The sequence below is a fragment of the Halomonas meridiana genome (genome assembly GCF_009846525.1).
In the GTDB taxonomy this organism is placed as follows: Bacteria; Pseudomonadota; Gammaproteobacteria; order Pseudomonadales; family Halomonadaceae; genus Vreelandella.
Genome location: NZ_CP024621.1, coordinates 2,061,503 through 2,079,966, shown reverse-complemented (window position 1 = coordinate 2,079,966; position 18,464 = coordinate 2,061,503). Strand labels below are relative to the sequence as shown.

General features: G+C 57.0%; 14 protein-coding genes. 4 read left to right on the top strand and 10 right to left on the bottom strand.

Going from position 1 to position 18,464, the window contains the following annotated elements:
* Positions 1-6: 6 nt before the first annotated feature.
* The 3 genes from accB to ppa all read right to left on the bottom strand — a co-directional run bounded on the left by accB (position 7) and on the right by ppa (position 3,375).
* Complete coding sequence (gene accB, locus CTT34_RS09990; protein WP_159342304.1) at positions 7-468, bottom strand: acetyl-CoA carboxylase biotin carboxyl carrier protein; 462 nt, start codon at positions 466-468, stop codon at positions 7-9.
* Positions 469-796: 328 nt separating this feature from the next.
* Complete coding sequence (gene dsbD, locus CTT34_RS09985) at positions 797-2,665, bottom strand: protein-disulfide reductase DsbD (RefSeq protein ID WP_167520878.1); 1,869 nt, start codon at positions 2,663-2,665, stop codon at positions 797-799.
* Between the two features lie 179 nt (positions 2,666-2,844).
* Positions 2,845-3,375 (bottom strand): inorganic diphosphatase, encoded by a 531-nt coding sequence (gene ppa, locus CTT34_RS09980; protein ID WP_044627994.1) that lies wholly within the window; start codon positions 3,373-3,375, stop codon positions 2,845-2,847.
* A gap of 373 nt (positions 3,376-3,748) precedes the next feature.
* On the opposite strand from ppa, the gene CTT34_RS09975 reads away from it, so the two are divergent.
* Positions 3,749-5,464, top strand: coding sequence for a bifunctional protein-serine/threonine kinase/phosphatase (locus CTT34_RS09975; protein ID WP_159342302.1), 1,716 nt, complete (start codon positions 3,749-3,751; stop codon positions 5,462-5,464).
* Between the two features lie 98 nt (positions 5,465-5,562).
* Here the strand turns inward: CTT34_RS09975 and CTT34_RS09970 are convergent, their stop codons facing one another.
* Complete coding sequence (locus CTT34_RS09970; RefSeq protein ID WP_159342301.1) at positions 5,563-6,822, bottom strand: 6-phosphofructokinase; 1,260 nt, start codon at positions 6,820-6,822, stop codon at positions 5,563-5,565.
* A 193-nt stretch (positions 6,823-7,015) separates the two neighbouring features.
* Positions 7,016-7,687 (bottom strand): ribonuclease T, encoded by a 672-nt coding sequence (gene rnt, locus CTT34_RS09965; protein WP_159342300.1) that lies wholly within the window; start codon positions 7,685-7,687, stop codon positions 7,016-7,018.
* Positions 7,688-7,894: 207 nt separating this feature from the next.
* On the opposite strand from rnt, the gene CTT34_RS09960 reads away from it, so the two are divergent.
* Positions 7,895-9,115, top strand: a complete 1,221-nt coding sequence (locus CTT34_RS09960; RefSeq protein ID WP_159342299.1) for an argininosuccinate synthase — start codon at positions 7,895-7,897, stop codon at positions 9,113-9,115.
* A 54-nt stretch (positions 9,116-9,169) separates the two neighbouring features.
* Positions 9,170-9,502 carry an HlyU family transcriptional regulator gene (locus tag CTT34_RS09955; RefSeq protein ID WP_159342298.1) on the top strand — a complete coding sequence of 111 codons (333 nt, stop codon included), beginning with the start codon at positions 9,170-9,172 and terminating at the stop codon, positions 9,500-9,502.
* Here the strand turns inward: CTT34_RS09955 and CTT34_RS09950 are convergent.
* The 4 genes from CTT34_RS09950 to CTT34_RS09935 form a co-directional block, all read right to left on the bottom strand.
* Positions 9,495-10,703 carry an EAL and HDOD domain-containing protein gene (locus CTT34_RS09950; RefSeq protein ID WP_159342297.1) on the bottom strand — a complete coding sequence of 403 codons (1,209 nt, stop codon included), beginning with the start codon at positions 10,701-10,703 and terminating at the stop codon, positions 9,495-9,497. The genes CTT34_RS09955 and CTT34_RS09950 overlap by 8 nt on opposite strands.
* A gap of 118 nt (positions 10,704-10,821) precedes the next feature.
* Positions 10,822-13,551 carry an ATP-binding protein gene (locus tag CTT34_RS09945; RefSeq protein ID WP_159342296.1) on the bottom strand — a complete coding sequence of 910 codons (2,730 nt, stop codon included), beginning with the start codon at positions 13,549-13,551 and terminating at the stop codon, positions 10,822-10,824.
* 206 nt (positions 13,552-13,757) lie between these two features.
* Positions 13,758-15,815, bottom strand: coding sequence for a 3'-5' exonuclease (locus tag CTT34_RS09940; protein WP_159342295.1), 2,058 nt, complete (start codon positions 15,813-15,815; stop codon positions 13,758-13,760).
* Positions 15,812-16,186 carry a response regulator transcription factor gene (locus CTT34_RS09935; protein WP_159342294.1) on the bottom strand — a complete coding sequence of 125 codons (375 nt, stop codon included), beginning with the start codon at positions 16,184-16,186 and terminating at the stop codon, positions 15,812-15,814. Before CTT34_RS09935 ends, CTT34_RS09940 begins: the two co-directional genes overlap by 4 nt.
* 139 nt (positions 16,187-16,325) lie before the next feature.
* On the opposite strand from CTT34_RS09935, the gene CTT34_RS09930 reads away from it, so the two are divergent.
* Positions 16,326-17,417: a tRNA-queuosine alpha-mannosyltransferase domain-containing protein gene (locus CTT34_RS09930; RefSeq protein ID WP_159342293.1), complete on the top strand. Its 1,092-nt coding sequence runs from the start codon at positions 16,326-16,328 to the stop codon at positions 17,415-17,417.
* On the opposite strand, the gene CTT34_RS09925 is transcribed toward CTT34_RS09930, so the two are convergent.
* Positions 17,363-18,451, bottom strand: a complete 1,089-nt coding sequence (locus tag CTT34_RS09925) for a carboxysome shell carbonic anhydrase (RefSeq protein ID WP_159342292.1) — start codon at positions 18,449-18,451, stop codon at positions 17,363-17,365. The two genes, CTT34_RS09930 and CTT34_RS09925, sit on opposite strands and share 55 nt — an antisense overlap.
* Between the last annotated feature and the right edge of the window lie 13 nt (positions 18,452-18,464).

Sequence of the window (18,464 nt, the reverse complement as noted above, 5' to 3'; positions counted from 1 at the left end):
GAAAGATTAAGCGAGGACGATCATGGGCTGATCGAATTCCACCGGCTCGCCATCTTCCACTAGGATGGCCTCGACCACGCCGTCGCGGTCGGCTTCAATCTGGTTCATCATTTTCATGGCTTCGACGATACAAACGGTATCGCCTTGCTTCACGGTGTCGCCCACTTCAACGAAGGCTTTGGCACCCGGCGCCGGACTGCGGTAGAAAGTGCCTACCATAGGAGAGTTGACCGCTTCACCACGGTAACTAGCGCCCTGAGGTTCTGCATCGGCGGGAGCCGTGGCGACCGGCGCTTGAGGAGCTGCCGGTGCCGGCTGTGCGTACTGTGGCATCGGCTGCGGCTGCCAAGCACCGCCGTTGGGGTGACGGCTAATACGAACCGACTCTTCACCTTCCTGAATTTCGATTTCGCTGATGTTGGACTCTTCCAGCAGCTCGATCAGTTTCTTAACTTTGCGAATATCCATTCGTAGGGCCCCAAACGTTGATCAAAGTAGCACGCCGCAAGCGAAATAAGCCCGCGTGACGTGGCGCTCTCAAGCGCAGTAAACCAAATTTAAAAATTGAGAGAACGAGGCACGATGTCGAACGTTACCCCAAACTCAACGCTAAAAGATGAGTTTTTTAGCAAATATGGCTGCGGAGTTTGCCGAAAAACTAAGTCACTGTCCAGTGGCAGCCATTGAGGGTGTGAATTTTGCGACTTAAACAACCGTTTGACGACGATCGCGACACGGTGTCACAAAAAGTGTTCGAAAGCATTAGGTCTGCGTGAGCGACGGCTAATCGGGCGACTTAGCTCTGCTGCCAACGCTTGAAAGCCTCTAAATGCTCGACCAGTGCTGTCGCGGTGATCTCACCCTGAATGCGCGCGTCGCGAACTTCATTGCCCCCGTCAAAGAGTAGCAGGCTGGGAGGGCCAAAGAGCTGGAAGTGCTCAAGCAACTCGCGGCTCTGTGCATCGGTCTTTGTCACATCGACCGCAATGAGTTGGAAATCGTTCAATGCCTCTGACACGTGCGGGTCTGGATAGACGTCTCTCTCCATGAGTTTACAAGAGATGCACCAGTCTGCCGTAAAGTGGGCAAACACGGGCTTCCCTGCTTGAGAGGCTTGCTCCAACTCAGACTGAAGTGCGCTGAGACTGTCGACTTCTTCAAAGACCGGAGTGGTAGCGGTTTCACCTGTACCAGAAGTGGTCACCGATAGCGGTCGCAAAGGGTTACTGCTTCCTTGAGCGGCGCCCAACACTAGTGCTACCCCCCAGGCCAACAGCATTAATCCCGCCGTTTGCCGGGCTTTTGCCCAACCGTGAGAGGGCGATGTATTCAGTGCGCCAAGGGTGAGGGCACTACCGATTGCTAGGGCCGCCCACAGCAGAAGAGAGATTGATGGCGCAATTAAGCGCTCAATCATCCAAATCGCTACGCCCAGTAACAGCAAACCGAAAGCAATTTTGACGCCATTCATCCAGCCGCCTGAGCGGGGGAGCAGAGTGGCCCCAAAGGTGCCCACGAGCAATAAAGGAAGCCCCATGCCGAGCCCCAGCGCAAACAATACCGCGCCCCCCATGACGGCATCCCCAGTAGAGGAGATAAATACCAAGGCGCCTGCTAGCGGAGCTGTTACACAAGGAGATACCACTAGCACTGACAGCGCACCCGCCACTGCCAAGCCCAGCGGGCCGCTGCGCTGAGCACGGGCTTGCCACGCATCGACTTTGCTAGCGATTCGCGGGGACATGCGCAGGTCAAAAGCGCCAAACATCGCCAAAGCGAACAGAGTAAACAGTAGGGCGAACGCAATTAAAACAGGAGCGGACTGTAAATGTGCCTGGAGGTTTAGCCCCGCACCAAATAGCCCCATTAGCACCCCCACCAAGGCATAGGTAATGGCCATGCCGAGTACATAGCTGGCTGACAGTATAAAAGCACGGGGCTTGGTGGGATTTTGGCCAACCACTATGGACGACAGAATAGGAATCATCGGTAGCACGCAGGGTGTAAAGGTGAGCCCAATGCCCGCGAGCAAAAAGAGTCCTAGGGTGAGCGGTAGACTGGCATCGCTAATCAGCGCGCTGAATTTGCTATCTTCACTTTGCGGTGCGGAGAAGCCAGTGTTCTCTCCCGATTGAGTGGCTGCGCTGCTTGAGGCAGGTCCACCCATGCTTGTTTGATTTGGTGCGCTCTGAGCACTTTCATTTTGCCAATTGGCAAAGGCGCTGGGCGGTGATGCTTCTGCGGCTTCAAGTGTGATGCGCTCAGGTGGATAGCACAATCCTGCATCGGCGCACCCTTGAAAGGTCAGTTCGATCTCGATGGGTCCACTAGATGGCTCACTGAGCGGAACGTCGAAAACCACGCGATCGCGGAAAACGTACACGTCCCCCATGAACTCATCCGTGGTGAAGGTGCCCTGCGGAATCTCTGGGGTACCCAGCTCAATCTCGGGTTGCTGGCTGGTCACCGACAGCTGGTGACGATAGAGATAGTACGCATCGGCGATGTCGACGCCGATGCTCAAGGTTTCCCCGTCGTGCCATGCGCTCGGCTGAAAGGCCTCCATGACCGGCAAGAAATCACTGTCGTTGCTGGAGGAAAACCACTGCCCATGGGCAATAACGGGCAGCCAGCACAGTAAAAAAAACAGAGCATAACGTCGCATGAGTAACACGGAGTATCCTTACGCAGTCGTATCAAAAGGGTGCCACTGGGCAGGATAGCGCAGTTGCCACAGGGAGCGTACTGTCTGCGGTGACGTGACGCGGTGCTTCCTGCACCGTTAATCAAAACGCAAAAGGCCGCCTCATAAGGCGGCCTTTAACATCGGCGTTACGGCAAGGTTTACGCTTTTTTGTAAGCAGCCGCCGACTTTTCGATGGCCTTACGGGCGGCTTCGACGCCTTCCCATGACTCGACTTTCACCCACTTGCCTTTTTCGAGGTCTTTGTAGTTCTCGAAAAAGTGAGCAATCTGCTGGCGAAGCAGTTCAGGAAGGTCAGTGACTTCCTGAACGTCGTCATACAGCGTCGAGAGTTTGGGGTGCGGTACGCAGACCAGCTTGGCATCTTCACCGGCTTCGTCGGTCATGTTCAGAATGCCAACGGGACGAGCGCGAATGATACTGCCGGGCGCGACCGGGTGAGGGGTAACCACCAGCGCGTCTAGGGGGTCACCGTCGTCTGCCAGTGTGTGAGGGATAAAGCCGTAGTTGGCCGGATAGAACATGGGCGTGGCCATGAAACGGTCAACGAGGAGGGCACCCATGTCTTTGTCGATTTCATACTTAATCGGCGCGTGGTTTGCAGGAATTTCAATCGCCACGTAGATATCGTTGGGCAGATCCTTTCCAGCGGGGATGTTATCAAAGTTCATCGTTGGTTCCTTGGCTTGGCTTTTCTTACCGACTGTAGAGCACAGTCACTAAGCAGTTGATGCATTGCATTAATGGTGGAGAATTATACGAACATGGTCGATAGATTACCAATGCGACATAGGTGTTTGGCAGTTAAGGGGTGGACGCGGTAGAAAATCATCGTTACGCGCTTGGCCGGTTAAAGCGGCAAGGAGAGTCGCCCTTCATGCGCTGGCGCCATGAGAGGCGGACAGGGGATTTTGCACCGTTCGCGACGTTTGGTGGGCATCGCTTCGCGTTGCCAGCGTGTATGATAGCCCCCGTGGTAGCCAGGGCCGTCAGAGGTTCCTAAGATGTCGTTGCGATGGTGAGCCGTAAGCCTAGGAGGATGAGTTGGCGCACGCCCAGTTACTAATTAGTTATGGTCAAGCGTTCGTTGCCCCGGAGCGGCGGCAGCACCGCAGCTCGATGTCGGTGCGTCTGCCGGAAGCGCCACTGTTGAAAGTGAAGGGCGGCTGTGCGGTGATTAGTGACTCGATCTCTCGCAATACCATGGCGAAACAGGCGGGGGACTTGAGCGTGCGTGGGTTTCTTGCGGATTACTACTCGACGCCAGATCATTGGGACACCAAAACATCGGCCACTCGCGTGCTGCGTGCCTTGAATAGCTGGTGCTACAGCCAAAGCCAGCATGTCAAAGAGGGGAGTTTTGTCTCGTCGCTCTCTGCCATGGTGTTTTTAGGCCGCGAGGGTCATCTCTTCCACATGGGCGATACGCTGGTGTTTCGCTTGCGAGGGGCTGAGTTCGAACAGTTGACCCGTGACCACGTGACCGATGTGGGCGGGTATCGCTACCCCTCACGCGCGCTGGGGATGGATGGCAGTGTCGACATCGACTACACCCATCTGGCGCTGAAGCAGGGCGATCTTTTCGTGTTCACCACCCAAGCGGTGCGCGGGACGCTAATGCCTTCGGACTACGTGCGTCTCATTCGTCAAGATGCCAGCGATCTGGATGCCGCCTGCGAGCGTTTGGCGAGCGAGGCGAAGCAGCGTGCTCAAGAGCGGGGCTACGGGGGCGATCAATTTTGCTTTCAGCTGCTTCGTATCGACGAGTTGCCGGAGGAGGCCTCCGACCATCCCAACTTGCTGTACGGTGATTTGCCGATTCCTCCGGAACTGACACCCGGCGAGCGTTTGGATGGTTTGGAAGTGCAGGCGGTGCTATCCCGCAATGCGCAGTCGAGGGTGTACCGCGTACGCGACGTGCACAGCGATCGGGTGATGGTGATGAAAGCGCCGAGTCCGGAGCTATCGCTGCGCAATGCCTACCTGGAGCACTTTCTTCTGCAGCAGTGGGTGGTCGAACGGGTGAACTCTCCCTTCGTGGTCAAAGTCATGGAGCCTTCTCGTCCGCGTCGCTACCTCTACTACCTCATGCAGAACGTGGAAGGCGAGACGCTGCGCCATTGGGCCGAGCGACATCCCCAGGCGAGCCTCATTCAGCGTTTGGATATCGCCAATCAGCTAGGTAAGGCCGTCCAAGCCCTGCATCATCGCGATATCATCCATCAGCAAATCGCCCCAGACAACGTGCTGATCGATCAGCATGGCAAAGTGGTGCTGGCCGACTTCAGCGCCTGTCACATGCGCGAGGTCGATGGTCACCGTCATTCGGGTGAGCTGCTTCGTCAAATCGGTTTTAACGAGCATACTGCCCCCGAATACGCCTTAGGCGACAGCGTGGGCCGACGCAGTGATCAGTACTCGCTGGCATCCACGGTCTATTGGCTGCTGACCGGTGCGTTACCCTACACGCTGACGCCAAACAAACTGCGTTGTCATACCGATTTAGAAGAGCTCAGTTACCGTAGCGCCCGTACGACCAATCCGGAAATAACGCCTGCGCTGGATGACGCGTTACGACGAGCGCTGGATCCCCAGCGGCCGCTGCGTTTCAGGCGTATGTCAGAATTTCTCCATGCGCTACGGATTCCGCTAGGACGGCTTCCCCAGCGCGAGGAGCCGCGCACGGAGTCTCGACGCTTTTGGCAAGGTGTGGCGGGTATTTTGCTATTACTACTGGTGCTGTCTTGGCTATTGCGTTAGGGCACCTGCCGAGCGCATATCCACCAGTCATCAGGCTTGCCATTAAAAAGGGGCGATGACGGCATCATCGCCCCTTGAGCGTCGGCCGCCAGCAGGCGTTACAGCGTGAATTTAGGCAGTTTTTGCTGTACTTTCGCCAGTTTGAGCTTAGCGACTTTGGGTAGGCCATTCTCGAAGGGCGGGAAGTCTTCACCCTGAATGAGCGGCGACAGGTAGTCACGGCACGCTTGGGTAATATCGAAGCCGCTCTCGCTGATGAAGTCGCGGGGCATGAACTTCTCTTGGTTCGCGATTTGCGACAACGGCGCAGAGATCACGTCCCACTGGTAAGGGCTTTGTGAAATGCGGCGGATCGCAGGCATCATGGAGTTTTTGCCTGCCAGTGCCAGCGTTACCGCCTCACGGCCTACCGCATAGGCTTGCTCAACGTCGGTTTTGGACGCTAAGTGGCGCGCTGCACGCTGCAGATAATCGGCCACTGCCCAGTGGTATTTATAACCTAAATCTTGCTTGATCATGCCGGCCAAGGTAGGCGCAACGCCGCCCAGCTGGCGGTGGCCGAAGGCGTCGGTATTACCTGCATCTGCCAGGAAGGTGCCATCTTCATAACGCGCGCCTTCGGACACAACGATTACGCAGTAACCGTATTTCTTGACGCTTTCATCCACGCGCGCCATGACCGCTTTACGGTTGAAAGAGACTTCCGGGAAAATGATCAAGTGCGGAGGCTCGCCTTCCCCGTCACCTGCCAAACCGCCGGCGGCAGCGATCCAGCCCGCATGGCGACCCATGACTTCCAGCACGAACACCTTAGTGGAGGTGGCGCACATGGAGGCGATATCCAGCGATGCTTCCCGGGTCGACGTGGCAATGTATTTCGCGACGCTGCCGAAACCAGGGCTGTTGTCGGTAATAGGTAGATCATTATCGACGGTTTTGGGAACGTGAATGGCCGTCAGCGGATATCCAAGTTTTTCGGAGAGCTGAGAAACTTTTAGGCAGGTATCGGCACTGTCGCCGCCGCCGTTATAGAAGAAATAGCGAATATCGTGTGCTTTGAAGACCTCGATCAGGCGCTCGTACTGGGCGCGGTGGGTGTCGATGTCCTTCAGCTTGTAGCGGCAGGAACCAAAGGCGCCACCCGGCGTATGACGAAGCGCAGCAATGGCCTCATCACTCTCTTGGGTGACGTCGATCAGATCTTCCGTCAGCGCACCAATAATGCCGTTATGGCCGGCATACACCTTGCCGATTTGGTCGGGGGCTTGCCGGCAAGCTTCGATAACGCCGCAGGCGCTGGCATTGATGACGGCGGTAACGCCACCGGACTGGGCGTAAAAGGCATTATGCTGGGCCATGGAAACGTCTCATCTCCTGAAAACGGTTGGTTTCATCGTTGTTGACGGCAAGCGGTCACTCCTTTGCTTGCCGGTACGTCGCAAGCGCACCTTTACGTCGCGCTGCGAGCCAAGCGCTCGTAAGCGACGCAAAGTTTAGCGTAAAGCCATTTCTGCTGCATTACATGCTGTTTCAAGGGGGCGATGGTAAGGATTACTCATCGCCACCATCCAATGCCTGCTCACGCTGCGCTAGTCGCCAGCCGCCGAGATCTTTGTAACGGTTGACCATGGCGCAAAACAGCTCGGCCGTGCGTTCGGTGTCGTAGCGCGCCGAGTGGGCCGCTTTATTGTCGAACTCGATCCCCGCGGCGCGGCAAGCTCTAGCTAGCACGGTTTGCCCATACACGAAACCGGCCAGCGTTGCCGTATCGAAACTGGAGAAAGGGTGGAACGGGTTGCGCTTGACGTTGCAGCGGTTGGCCGCCGCGTTTAAAAAACCGTGGTCGAAAGCGGCATTGTGGCCTACGAGAATCGCCCGCGAACAGCCGTGTGCCTTCAACGACTTACGAATGGGCCGAAAAATTTCACCCAGTGCTTCAGCTTCGCTCAACGCCACCTGGCGCCGAAGCGGGTCATCCAAATTGATGCCTGTAAAGTCTAGCGCCGACTGTTCGACGTTAGCGCCCTCGAAGGGGTGGATATGATACGCATAGGTGGCATCAGGCAGTAAATTGCCATCGGGGTCCATGGTGAGTGTGACCGCTGCAATCTCTAATACGGCATCCGTCTGGGCATTGAACCCACCCGTCTCCAAATCGATGACAACCGGTAAATAACTGCGAAAACGCTGGGCCATCAATTCGCGGGCAATTGCCTCGCTCATGCAGCTCTCCTTAGTAAAGCGAGTAGTCGGTCAGGGTTAGCGGTGTCAGTTGCCGCTACGGTTGGGGTGATTCTAGCAGCTTTACCCCTAAGGCGTCGTTGACGGTATTCGCTGAGCATTGAGAACGCTATACTCTCAGTTTGAATAACCGGTAGCGCTGACGGGCGCTGCCCCTTTTGGTGAACTGCTTTTTACAAGGAGCAAAGAATGTCCGATGTCAAAAAGGTTGTGCTGGCGTACTCAGGCGGCCTGGACACGTCCGTTATCGTTAAGTGGTTGCAAGAGACCTACAACTGCGAGGTAGTGACCTTTACTGCCGACATCGGTCAAGGTGAAGAAGTCGAGCCCGCCCGTGCTAAAGCCCAGGCTCTCGGCGTGAAAGAGATTTACATCGAAGACCTGCGCGAAGAGTTCGTGCGTGACTACGTTTTCCCGATGTTCCGTGCCAACACCATCTATGAAGGTGAGTACCTGCTGGGTACCTCCATTGCTCGCCCGCTGATCGCCAAGCGCCTGATCGAAATTGCTAACGAAACCGGCGCCGATGCCATCTCCCACGGCGCAACGGGTAAAGGTAACGATCAGGTGCGTTTCGAGCTGGGTGGCTACGCGCTCAAGCCTGGCGTCAAGGTCATCGCGCCATGGCGCGAGTGGGACCTAACGTCCCGCGAGAAGCTGATGGCTTACTGCGAAGAGCACAACATCCCGGTGGATTTCTCCAACAAGAAGAAGAAATCTCCCTACTCCATGGATGCCAACCTGCTGCACATCTCCTACGAAGGCGGCATTTTGGAAGATCCGTGGGCCGAAGCCGAAGAGGACATGTGGCGCTGGAGCGTTTCACCGGAAGCCGCGCCAGAGCAGCCCACCTACGTTGAGCTGACGTTCGAGAAAGGCGACATCGTGGCCATCGACGGCGAAGCGCTCAAGCCGCACGAAGTGCTTGAAAAGCTCAACAAGTTGGGTGGTGACAACGGTATCGGTCGTCTGGATATCGTCGAAAATCGCTATGTAGGTATGAAGTCGCGCGGCTGTTATGAAACGCCGGGGGGAACGATCATGCTGCGTGCCCACCGCGCTATCGAATCACTGACGCTGGATCGCGAAGAGGCCCACCTCAAAGACCAGCTCATGCCCAAATACGCTGAAGTGATCTATAACGGTTACTGGTGGAGCCCGGAGCGCCGTATGCTGCAAGCGGCCATTGACGAGACGCAGAAGAGTGTCTCCGGTGTGGTGCGCATGAAGCTGTACAAAGGTAACGCGACCGTGGTGGGGCGCAAGTCCGAGCAGTCCCTGTTCGATGAGTCTATCGCAACATTCGAAGACGACGCGGGCGCTTACAACCAAAAAGACGCCGAAGGCTTCATCAAACTGAATGCACTGCGGCTGCGTATCGCCGCAGGTAAAGGCCGTCAGCAGAGCTAACGTTCGACGGTGGCCAGCGCTAAGCTGGCCACCGCGTAACGGACAGGAGTCGGTATGTTTAAAAAATTGCTATCAGGGCTGTTTGGCGCGCAAGGCAGTGGTGAGGCGAGCACAGGCACCAAGGCCGCTGAGCCGGTGGAGTATAAAGAGTACCTCATCGTCTCACAGCCTGATCACCAAAGTGGCCAGTACCGTGTTAGCGGCTGGATACGCAAACCCGATAGCCAAGGGGGCGCTCAGGAGCACCGCTTCGAGCGTTCCGATATGCTGCCTGGGCGTGACGCGTGCGACGCCTTGATGGTGTCGAAGGCGCAACGCTATATCGATGAAGTGGGCGATGCGATGTTCGACCCCGACCCTCGCCGCGAGAGCCAATCCTCTAGCTAATGTGCGTGTCCATCAAGGCCCGTGCTTCAGCTGCCGCCTGCAGCATCAACTCTGCAGGCACATCGGAGCTCGTGCTGCCTTGTTCGCTTGCTTCGATATCGGTGAGCAGTCGGCCGAGTCGGCCCTGACGCAAAGTGAGGGCTTGATGGATCGTTTGGCTCAGCGGCAGTTCTTGCAGCATTGCATCAAGGTCGATACCCAAAATGACCGGCATATGCGAAAAGAGTCCGGCAATGAAGCCTTCTTCCTCGTCTAATCCACGCTGTTCTGCGAGCGCTTCGCACGCAAATGCACGCGTTAATCCGCTGGTAAGATTGATTTTACTAGCAGGATTATTCCCCGCGAGCATCACGATCGATACCAATGTACGTAGCTCTTTCAAGCCAATGATGTGAATGCAGTCCATCAGCTTGTAGGCAGGACGCTGAGAGGCCTTTCCTGCCGAGTTGGCGCGCTTGAAGACGGCGTTTAATAAATATGGGTCGCGAGCAATGAGCGTGCTCAGCGCCGGCAGGCGCACTTTATCACTGTAGAGCTGAGCAAGTAGCTGCATTTGATTGGCACGTGACGTGCTGTGTCGCTGGGTTTTTGTCGTTTGTACCTGTGGGCGCTGATAAAAATAACCTTGAAATAAGCTAAATCCCAGTGCTTTACACTGTTCAAACTCTTCGTAGGTTTCTACGCGTTCGGCCAACAGCGTATAACCATCTTGATAAAGACGTTGAATGAGTGCCTTCGGAAGCCCAGTCGAAATATCGAACTTAATAATATCTGCCAAGGCCAATAATGATCGATTGGCGTCGGTAAGTTCAAAATCATCCAGGGCCAATGTATAGCCTTGGGTTTTTAACTGACGTAACGCCGTTAAAAGTGCATCACTCACGGCCGTGTCTTCAAGCACTTCGACCACGATTTGCTCTTTTGGCAAACCGTCAAGATCCGGGTTTAGTAACCACTCCCCGGAGGCATTGATAAAGAGTTTGCGCTGACCGCACAGTTTATCCAATCCAATTTCATAGATGGCAACAGCGCAGGCGCGTGCGGTGGCTTGCACATCATCGAAGACGGCTGCAGTGCCCGCCGAAAAATCGCCACGATAGAGCAGCTCATCAGCCACATGGTGTAGCTGGGCGTTGACGATAGGCTGGATAGCGATGGTGTAATGGCCGGTACTGGTCTCTTCTTGCGCTGACCCTTGCATAGTGCCGCTGCTCCGACTGTCAGGGGGAAAACGTGCGAGGCCGCGAAGAATAGCGTAAAAGCGCTGATAGGCGCTAGTTACATTGAGTCACAATGCGTTGAATGGCACAATTGTTCACTTAAACGGTATGGCGAGGAAGCGATAGCTTAATGGCAGCGCCACCTAACGCTGAAGTGTCGACCCAAAGTTTACCACCCAAGTGATGAATAATGGCGCGGCTAATGGGTAAGCCTAAACCGCTCCCTTTAGGTCGTTGGTCTGCCTGTTTACGCTTGGCCAATTTCAACTGATAAAACTTTTCAAAGACGTTGTCACGTTCGTCGACAGGAATGCCGGGCCCATTATCTTCAACGCTCAAGCAAACAGCGTGATCTGTCGCATAAATGTGTAACCGTACGATCGGATGGTCGGGGTCGGCAAACTTGCGTGCGTTTTCCAACAGATTGATGATGACTTGTTCGAGCCTGTCTGGGTCGGCCATGACCATGGCGATGGATACGTCAGTCACCCACTCGACATCGATACCCTGATCGGCGTGAAGCCGTGCCAGTGCTTGGCTGCTCTGCTTGGCGATATGCATTAAATCGACGGGGATGGGTTTGAGGGAAAGGCGTCCACTCTCAAGTCGTGCCAAATCCAGAATTTCATCGATCAGGCGAGATAGACGCTCACTCTCCAGCACCATGATGCGCAGAAACTGCTGCCGTTTGTCTGCTTCGATGTCGGGAGTATCGCGTAATATTTCGGCAAACGAGCGGATGGACGTCAGTGGGGTACGCAACTCGTGACTCACCATTGCAACGAACTCATCCTTCATGCGATCTACTTCTTGCAACCGCTCGTTGGCGCTGCGTAGTTCCTCACCGACCCGAGCTAGCTCTTGAGACTTCTGCTCCAGTCGACGGTTGTACTCCAATGCCTGGGAGGTCGTGTCGAGAATCGTTAGCACCGACGCCATGTCCAACGCTTCACCGCGCAACACGGAATGGATCAATACGCTGGCAGACGCACTGCCGAGTGACCCGGCCAACGCCTGTTCCGCACGGGTGATCAGGGCTCCTGACGCGGGGCGCTGGTGGGCATCTGACCTTTCCAAGGAGGCATACGGGGCGGTAAATACGCGGTGCGTTGCTCCATGGCCCAAAAAGCGCACCAAGAGTGCGTAAAGAGCGCCTTCGGTGGTTTGACCCTGCCAGCGTGACGCCGTCGGTAGAGGCGCATGCATGGCTTCGATGAACAGCGCTGCTTGAGTCTGCTCCATGGGAGTGGGGCGAGTGAAGAGAGAAATAGTGATGAGCAAGCCAACGTTCAACACCATGCTCCAAAACAGCGAGTGTGTATAGATATCCCATCCGCTTAGCCCCAGCAGGGCGTACGGGGATAACCAGCCAATGCCCCAGGGCCCCTGTGTGACGAAAGAGGCTTCTAGCCAGCCGGACTGTGCAAAGCCCGGCAGCAGCAGCGTGTAACACCACACCATAAAGCCTGCCAACATCCCCATCGTAGCCCCTCGGCGAGTGGCCCCACGCCAATACAGCCCAATCAAAAGGGCCGGGGCGAACTGCGCCACACCTGCAAACGAGACCAGTCCGATGGTTACGAGGCTATAGCTGTCGCCAATCCATGCATGGTAGAGATAGCCCATGAGCAGAATGACCACGATCGCCAGGCGGCGCACGTTGAGCAGCCAGTCGGCTAAACGACCCTCACGCCCCGTGTACCACCCTTTGAACCTTAGCAGCAGCGGCATTACGAGCTGATTACTGACCATCGTCGAGAGCGCGATGGTCTCGACGATGACCATGCCGGTGGCGGCGGAGAGACCGCCGATGAACACCAAGAGCGGCAGTCCCTCCAGACCTGCGGATAGCGGAAGGGTGAGCACGAAACTATCCGGGTCGCCTTTGCCCAACAACAGACCCGCGAAGGCAATGGGAATCACGAACAGGTTGATCAATAGCAAATAGAGTGGAAACAGCCAACTCGCGCGTTCCAAATGCTGTTCGTCCACGTTCTCGACGACCAGCACTTGAAATTGCCGGGGTAGAGTAAAGAACGCCAGAAAAGCGAGCAGCAGCATGCCTACCCAACCGGTGGCGCCTCCCGGCACCGTCTCCAGGCGCATGCTATCGATAAGGTCAGGCGTCGCGGCGACGTCTGCCAGAAGGGCGGCAGGCCCATCGAACAGCAGGAAGGTGACGAACATACCCACCGATAGGAAGGCCACTAGCTTGACGACGGACTCGACGGCGATGGCTGCCACCATGCCCTCATGGCGTTCGCTGGCATCCAGGTGGCGGGTGCCAAACAGAATGATGAACAGCGCTAATACCATCGCAATCCAAAAAGAGCGATCCATCCAGAACCGTTCGTTGTCCAGTGTGCTGTCGGCACTCAGTGGGTAGTTCATGAGCACCGCATGACTCACCGTGATGGCTTTGAGCTGAAGCGCGATGTAAGGGGTAATGGTGATCAAGGCCAGAAGGGCGACCAACGCCCCGAGTTGAGCGCTTTTGCCGTAGCGGGCGCTAATGAAATCGGCAATGGAGGTAATGCGCTGATGGGCGGCAATGTGCACCATTTTACGCAGCGTAAACGGGGCCAGCAGCATGGCCAGCGTAGGCCCCAGATAAATCAGCAGAAAGCTAGGGCCATACTGTGCGGCGCGGCCAACACTGCCGTAAAACGTCCAGGCCGTACAGTAGACGGCAATCGATAAGGCGTAAACGGTCGGCGAATTGATGAGCGAGCGACCCTGTTCGGCGCGACGGTCTCCCCATGCGGCCACCAGAAATAGCAGCGCCAAATAGCCAAAGGCGATAGCAATGACGACCCCATCGCTGCGCATGGTTCACGACCTCTTGGGGCGTTCGGCCAGCCAAGCCGCTAGACCGATGAGGGCCCCCCAGGTCAACAAGAGGTAGATCGGCAGCCAGCCTACCGCGCTGGGCAATCGATCAATCAAAAGCAGGACGGGGGGGCAGAACAGGAAGAGGGCAAGTAGCACTAGCGCAAGGCGTCTCTCCCGCTGCCGAGGATCAGAGTGGGGAGGCGTCATGGCGCGCTAGCGTCCTCTTTATCGAAGGCATTGGCCTGAAGTGCCAATAGCGCGTCTAGCGTATCGATGCCACGGGCTTCTAGGCGGGGTAAGAGTGCCAGCCAAAGCTCCGCCGTTACACGGGCATCTCCTAATGCTGTGTGCCGGGTATTGGGAGGAAAGCGTAAATCGTAACGTTTGGCCAGCGTATCCAAATCGTGACCATCCAGCGCCTCATCGAGGGCTTTTGACAGCAGGAGCGTGTCTAGCACCGGCATATCGAAATGAACGCCGTGCCCGCTAATGGCTAGCATATCGAAAGCGGCGTTATGGGCGAGCATGACGGCATCGCCCACGTAATCTCGAAAGAGGCCCAACACAATATTTAGCGGCTGCGCACCGGCAACGTCCGCATCGGTAATCCCGTGAATCACGGTGCTGGCAGCAGGAATGGTGCGTTTGGGGTCGACGAAATGATCGAACGCATCGTTGGCCAGCAAACGGCCATTGACGATCCGGCAGGCGCCCAAGCTAATCACCGTATCGCCTCGGCGGAGCTCAAGGCCAGTGGTTTCCGTATCGAATGCTACGATCTCCAAGCTGCGCAGCGCGCGATTGGCTAAGGTGTCATCCGGCGCTGGTAACTGCGCGATGCCAAAATCATGGAACTCCGGGCGTGGCGGTGCCATCTCTCTTGGCGCTTGCGTCTGAGCGATAACAGGGAGTGGCAGCCGCAGCCTGGCATGGCGTTTGTCCGTGTCGGTGACACTCCAAATATCGGTGGCGTGCTGGCGCAGTATATCGGCCACGGTGGGGCTGAGTGGCAGCGTAGTCAATGGCGATTCGCGCCAGACGCTGAGCTCGCTTTCAGGCACGGCCGCCCCTCGCCAAATGAGATCGACGTAGGCGCGTTTCGGGTGAAGCGTCATTTCACCTTCGAAGCCGCTGGCGGGCAGGTGGCAGCGCAAATGTTCCACCAATGACGCGAACAGCTCGATGAGGGCGGGGGCGTCGCCCTTGAACCAGGCGGGGACACCGATAGGTGTAATCAAGCGCTGGGCGGGGTCGAGACGTTCATCCAGCGATTGCCAAAAATCGTTGGACCAGATGGGCCGCAAGCGTTCGCCGTGATACTGAAGGTCGTCCAACAGGGCTCCGATCTCGGCAACGCTCTGGTTGAGCGCTTGGCTTTCGTCGTGCAGTACGTGCTCGAAACGTGTTCGCAGCGCGGGTGATGTTTGAGAACAGGGGAGTTGGCGCAATGCGTCGGCGGCACTGCTCAGATTGGCCGCGTGTTGGCGTAATGGAGGGAGCATGCGGTTTAGGGCGGCGCGCACGCCCATTTCATTGTTCCAGGTGGTGGTCGTATCGCTACAGGTCACCAGTGTTTCATGCTCACTACCGGGTACCCGGCGAATGACCACCTTTAGCCAGCGCTGTCCGCAGGGGGCGAGCATTTCACGGGGCGAGCCATCGTCGGGCAGTTGTGTCATGGCATGGGCCAGCGTCGCGGTCGGTAACAGGGCGTCCAGGCGTTTACCCAACCCCAGCCCGGTATTGCCCGCAAAAAATGTTTCGGCCGCCTGATTGAACAGCATCACACGCCGATGCCGGTCGCAGAGAAGTAGCGGTGTTTCCAGTACCTGGAGCAGCGTCTCCAGCTCTTGACGGATACGCGAGGCACTGCGCGCGCCTTCTGCATGCGCGGTGGTAAGCCGTGCGCGGTCGGCTCGCCAGCGGTGGCTGACCCGGCGAAGGTCTGGGCCGAGCCCTGTTAACCAGCCCTCGGCGGTGTGGTCGTCTGGGGCATCGGGATTGGCGACCCAGCGCGCCAACTGCGCTTGAAGGTGACGTAGGGGCGTGAAGAGCATGCGCTCTAGCAGCAGGCCTATTGAAAAGAGCGTAATACCGCCTGATAAACTGCCTAGCCATATAACCCAACGCGCCATGCCCGAAAGCGCCAACTGGCTATCTAACCAAGCGGCAAAAAGGGCGCCCCCTAAAAGGCTAACGCCGCTGAGCAGTAGCCATACACCGACCAGGCGCTGGCGTTTAGGGAGTCCTTTGAGGGTCATGTGGCACGCTCGACGAGTAATGCTTTGACTTTCTCGACCAACTGTTGGGTCGAGAAAGGTTTGGTGACGTAGTCATCGGCACCCAGCGCAAAGCCCTTTTCTCGCTCTACTTCACGGCCATGAGCCGTTAACATGATGACCGGTAAATGCCGCTCGGATTCATCGCGACGAAGCTGTTCGAGCACTTCAAAGCCGCTGATGCCAGGCAGGCTGATATCCAGCAGCAGAAGGTCAGGGGCGGCCTCGGCGATTTTTTGCAGTGCCGTTTCGCCGTTAGCGGCCGTGGTCACCGTCAGCCCCGCCTGGGACATGAGGAACTCAAGCGACAGTAGAATATTGGGCTCATCATCGACCACTAATACGTTGGCCATTACGGTCTCCCCCCAGCGGCGTTAGATGATCAATCAGACGGCAAATGTCGAGTTAAGTGTATGTAGCATGAGGCATTCGGCCAAGACGACCTTGGCCGAATGCGGGGTATGCAGAGAACCTCTCACGGTAGACAGAATAATGCGCGTTTTATTGTTATCGGCTTATGAAGCGGTTAGCCACCGTTACTGGGCAAACAGCCTGATGGCCGAAGTTACCGACGTGGACTGGACGCTGCTCAGTCTGCCGCCACGCCACTTCTCTTGGCGCATTCGCGGTAACCCGTTGAGCTGGTGGTTAAAAGAGTATGAGCGGTTAAGTCAGCCTTACGATGTAGTGCTGGCAACGTCCATGGTAGATATTGCCACCTTGCTGGGCCTGTTTCCCCACCTGGGGCGGGCTAGAAAGATCGTTTACTTTCACGAAAATCAGTTCGCCTACCCAGAATCCAGCGATCAGATGCCCCAGGTAGAAGCCAAAATGGTCAACCTGTATGCGGCACTGGCGGCGGATGTGCTGGTGTTCAACACCGCCTATAACCGGGACTCTTTTTTTGACGGTGTGCGGCGTTTTTTAAAGAAAATGCCGGAAAATCTACCGGCGGCTAAACCGCTAGAACGGTTACGTCAAAGCGCTCTCGTGGTGCCTGTGCCCATTGCGCCTGCTACTTGTAGCGCTGCTGGCAACGCAAACCCACGGCGGCTGATTTGGAACCACCGCTGGGAGTATGACAAAAACCCGGAGGACTTCTTCGCGGTATTGTTCAAACTCAGCGAGCAGCAGGTGCCGTTCGAGTTGGCGGTGCTTGGCCAGCAGTTTCGCGACGTGCCGCCGGTCTTTGCCGAGGCGCAGGCACGTTTGGCTGAACATATCATCTGCTGGGGGCCGCAGCCGGAGGCCGAGTACCGCGCGCTGCTCAACGGTGGCGGCATTGCGGTGTCCACTACTTGGCACGAGTTTCAGGGGCTGGCGATCATGGAGGCCGCCCAACGCGGAGCCACGCCGCTAGTGCCAGATAGGCTCTGCTTTCCTGAACTTTACCCCGTCCAATACCGCTACGATGGCACACCAGAGGGGCTCTACCTGCGCTTGAGCGCGTGGCTGTTGGAACCCAATCGTCAACCAGCGCTGTTGGATACGCAGCCCTGGCAGTGGCCGAGCTGGCGTGAAACGTACCGTCAGTTGCTGGTGGAAGGTGGGTCTAACGAATCCATTCGCCGGGTGGGCCAGTGAACCACCGCCGTATGGCGACGCATTTTCTCGGCAAGCCGTGGGTGATGGTGACGAATTACCTGCTCGGCAAAATCCGATAAAAAGCGTGATTTCAGCGCGGCCCGCGCCCGATCCACGCCACTGTGTTGGTAGGGCGTGGAGGCCAGCAGCATAAAGCCATCATCGGGAATCCGCCCGGAGCGCATGTTGGCGTCGATGATGCTTGCGGCGGTTGCAATGGGCGCGGCCAAGTCTGGGCCGTAGGGGCCGATAATCAGCGCGGTGTTGGGAAGGTGCAAGAAATCGAACCCACGGCCAATGCAAATGACCCATTCGCGGTGTTCAATCTCAAGCGCCCGGGCGACACCGCTTAGCTCGCTCACATGGGCCATGTTGCCCACCAGCAGCGGCAGTAGATCCCGTTGAATATCATCGGGCATGTCGGGGCAAACGCTGGCTAACGTGGCGGGTAAATCACTCGCTTGGCGGTCGATCCAGTCGCGTATGTCGAGCATCTCGCCACCTTGGCCGTGAAGGATCATGGCGTCGCTATCGGTTTCAAAGCCGCATACCAGTGGGTACACCTGCTGATGGTCGTGACCAAACAGCTCTCCCGCTTGCTGAGCTATGGCGTACGCGTGGGCTTTGGCAGCCTCGGTATCGCAGTTGAACCCGGCGCAGCCGCGTGCGTGATGACCGCTAGAGAAGTGGTAGGTAATCAGCAGCAGTGTGGCGCGGCCACGGTCAGCCGCTTGCAGTACCGACTCGGTGATGAGCTCGCCCAGATACGGCCAGCCCAGATCAAAAATACCCCCCAAATTACGAAACGGCGTAATGATCCCAAGCGGCGTGCGGGTAGCATGGGGAATGTGAATCCGCCCATCCATACACTTCATCACCACGATCGACGTAGGATGCTGTGCCAGGTAGCGTTGGCGAGCAAGCCAAGCGTCGGGGCTACAGAAGCGCTCGGCGTGCTGTTTGGCAAGGTCGAGTAGCGCGTCGATGCGTTGGGCAATCGGCTGGCGGTGAAGCAGGGCGGCGGGGCTAGGCATGGGGCGGTCCTGG